At 64.0% G+C, this 3,266-nt stretch carries 2 protein-coding genes; one reads left to right on the top strand and one right to left on the bottom strand.

Annotation, left to right across the window (positions count from 1 at the left end):
• Positions 1 to 421: 421 nt before the first annotated feature.
• Positions 422 to 1,429, bottom strand: a complete 1,008-nt coding sequence (locus tag G6023_RS08000) for a hypothetical protein (RefSeq protein WP_182634888.1) — start codon at positions 1,427 to 1,429, stop codon at positions 422 to 424.
• A 367-nt stretch (positions 1,430 to 1,796) separates the two neighbouring features.
• On the opposite strand from G6023_RS08000, the gene eno reads away from it, so the two are divergent.
• Positions 1,797 to 3,074, top strand: a complete 1,278-nt coding sequence (gene eno / locus G6023_RS07995; protein ID WP_182634885.1) for a phosphopyruvate hydratase — start codon at positions 1,797 to 1,799, stop codon at positions 3,072 to 3,074.
• Positions 3,075 to 3,266: the final 192 nt, after the last annotated feature.

Below are 3,266 nucleotides of genomic sequence, written 5' to 3'. Positions count from 1 at the left end.
CAACGCAGGGTGACACTAAAACTTGTGGAAGTCAGGTCAGATGCCGTCCCGGTTGCGGGCGGTGATGAGGGCGGGTGAGTCCACTGAGTCCTCCTGGGTGGTCCTGGCGGGGTCAGGCTCACGTTAGGGGCAGGTCGTGCCACCGCCGGTGTCCGCTTGTGCTCGGCCGCTTAGGTGGCGGGGCGAGCGCGGGGCGGGAATCCGCAGGGCGGGGACGAGCTTGGGGCCGACGACGACAACGACCCGCTCCGGTCAGAGTTCCGGCTGGAGGCCGGTTCGGGACGGGCGGAAAATCGCGGGAATTGAAAGCGCCGGCCGATCATCGCCCCCCGTCTGTTCATCGGCGGAGGGTGGGTCAGGCGAGCACATGCGCACTGAGCTGCGTTTAATGCCAGTGGGTCGGCAGTGACAAATCGGCTACTCACCGACGCCAAAGGAGCCCGAATGCGCTGCGAGGCAAAGAATCGGGACCGCCGTCGCGCAGGAAACTCGCATAGACAAACAAAAAGCGTAACAGTAGCGCGACGCCGAAAAAGAAGCTGACAATTATCGCGACGCGTGCCCACGGAGCGATTGTAGTTGGACTGAATCCCATAACTGTGACTGGGATCGCTATGCCAAGTAGGGCTATGACGCTTAGTACCTGCAGTGCCAGGCTGAAACCCTCGGGTTGCCGCGTAGCCTCGTGGGTTTCACTCGCCAGTCTTCGTTCTTGGCGTAGCGAGCGCGCTTCTGACTCGGCTTGATCTATATTGTCCTGTATTGAACTAATATGGTCGCGTGCATACTGTGATGAAATCACGTTTGCTATATCATACGGACGCACGCCCTCGAAAAGTGCTGGAGCCAAAATTGGCGAGGATAAGAAGTTGCCCGTCGAGAGTCTTCGATTCCGCGCTTCTTCCTCCTTCGATTCCGATATGATCTTGTAGGACCACTCCCAAACATCGGCGAACTCAACCGCTAAATCGTGCTGCCGCTTGAAGTCGACCCAGTTCGGGTGGTTTTCAGATTCGGGGATTAAAGGGTCCAGGCTCTCCCATGCGATCTCTAGTTCGCGCGAAATTGCCTCCAGTCGGGTGAGGAGGAGTTCCTGATTTAGATCCTCGCCGTGTTCCTCGGCCGCGGTTAGCGCGGCTTCGACAGTGGTTCTAAAGCCATCCTGAACGATTTGCAAATATACAGCGTCAGAGCAAAGAACATCGTCGATTTCGTGAGTGGCAAGGTCATGGATGTATTTAGCTAAACGCTCGCTTGATTCTTCCTCGCGCCTGGTGAGGTCCGCAACCCTCCGCTGGGTTGCTTGTTGCTCGGCGTGAAGCGCGACATAGCGTGAGACGAGAAGCCCTCCTACTATCGCAATTAGGGCGGCCGAGGCTTGAGTTAGAGAACTCAAGAGCCAATTGATGTCAGCGAGTGTCGAGGTCACGAAGTGATCTTAGCGGATGGAGTCGATTGGCAGATTTGCTACTGCGAGAAAGCGGTCAACAATCCTGCTGAAACCTCAGCCGCGAAACGACCTTAGTTCGTCGGCGCACTAAATTGAACAGTGCTGCCCGGTGAGCTGGCAAGGGGCGGAGCGTGCCTCGCTGTCAAAATGTCTCGGCAGATTGCTGGCCAGACATCGGAGGGCATCGGAGTGTGAACTGGGCGGCAAGTCCGGCCGAAGGCCAGCCGCCCCCGGCCCAGCCTCGTCCCGCCCTCTGGACCGACGTGGAACAATGGCCAGCGGACTGCGCCCGCCCAGCGGCGCCGGCCACGCACACGAACCCACGAACTTCCCCCAAGGAGCACAGATGGCGCTTATCGAGCAGGTCGGAGCCCGGGAGATCCTCGATTCGCGAGGCAACCCCACCGTCGAGGTGGAGGTGCTTCTGGACGACGGCTCGTTCGGCCGCGCCGCCGTGCCGTCCGGTGCATCCACCGGCGCCCACGAGGCCGTGGAGCTGCGCGATGAGGACGAGCGCTACATGGGCAAGGGCGTCACCAAGGCTGTCGAGGCCGTACTGGACGTCCTCGCCCCCGCCGTCATCGGCATCCCCGCCGAGGACCAGCGCGTCGTGGACGAGGCCCTTCTCGACGCCGACGGCACCCCCAACAAGTCGACCGTCGGCGCCAACGCCGTGCTCGGCGTCTCGCTGGCCGTGGCCCGCGCCGCCGCCGAGTCCTCGGGCCTCGAGCTGTACCGCTTCATCGGCGGTGCCAACGCCCACGTGCTGCCCGTGCCGATGATGAACATCCTCAACGGTGGCGCCCACGCGGACTCGGGCGTCGACGTCCAGGAGTTCATGATCGCCCCCATCGGCGCGCCCACGTTCCGTGAGGCCCTGCGCATGGGCACCGAGGTGTACCACCACCTCAAGACCGTCATCAAGGACCGCGGCCTGTCGACCGGTCTGGGCGACGAGGGCGGGTTCGCCCCCTCCGTCGAGTCCACCACCGCCGCGCTCGACCTCATCGCCGAGGCCATCGAGAAGGCCGGCTACTCGCTCGGCACCGACGTCGCGCTCGCGCTGGACGTCGCGGCCACCGAGTTCTACAAGGACGGCAAGTACCACTTCGAGGGCAAGCAGCTTTCCGCCGCCGAGATGGCCGACGTCTACGCCGAGCTCGTCAACAAGTACGCGCTGGTCTCGATCGAGGACCCGCTCGACGAGGACGACTGGGACGGCTGGAAGACGCTCACCGACATGATCGGCGACAAGGTCCAGCTGGTCGGCGACGACCTCTTTGTCACCAACCCGCAGCGCCTGGCCGAGGGCATCGAAAAGGGCCTGGCCAACGCCCTGCTGGTCAAGGTCAACCAGATCGGCACCCTCACCGAGACGCTGGACGCCGTGGACCTGGCCCACCGCAACCGCTACGCCTCGATGATGTCGCACCGCTCCGGCGAGACCGAGGACACGACCATCGCCGACCTCGCCGTGGCCTGCAACTGTGGCCAGATCAAGACCGGCGCCCCGGCCCGTTCCGAGCGCGTGGCCAAGTACAACCAGCTGCTGCGCATCGAGGAGATGCTCGGCGACGCCGCCCGGTACGCCGGCGCCGAGGCGTTCCCGCGCTTCTCCGCCTGACGGCACCAGCACCGCCCGTCGGCAGTTCACCGCTGACGGGCACGTAGTCGGAAAGGAAGGCGCATGGCCCGCCCGCCCCGCCCCTCGGACCGCCGGGTAGACGCACGCGATCGTGCGGCGTCCCGGCGGCCCGGGGAGGCGTCGGGTGCCATCCGTCGCCGTGCGAACGGGACGGGCCGTGGGACCGCCGCG

Source organism: Dietzia sp. DQ11-71, from assembly GCF_014144995.1.
In the GTDB taxonomy this organism is placed as follows: domain Bacteria; phylum Actinomycetota; class Actinomycetes; order Mycobacteriales; family Mycobacteriaceae; genus Dietzia; species Dietzia kunjamensis.
This window is presented reverse-complemented; position numbering and strand designations above follow the sequence as displayed.

What these genes read in the sequence shown, in the direction of transcription:
- eno (WP_182634885.1), top strand. Translation starts at nt 1,797, where the DNA reads ATGGCGCTTATCGAGCAGGTCGGAGCCCGGGAGATCCTCGATTCGCGA.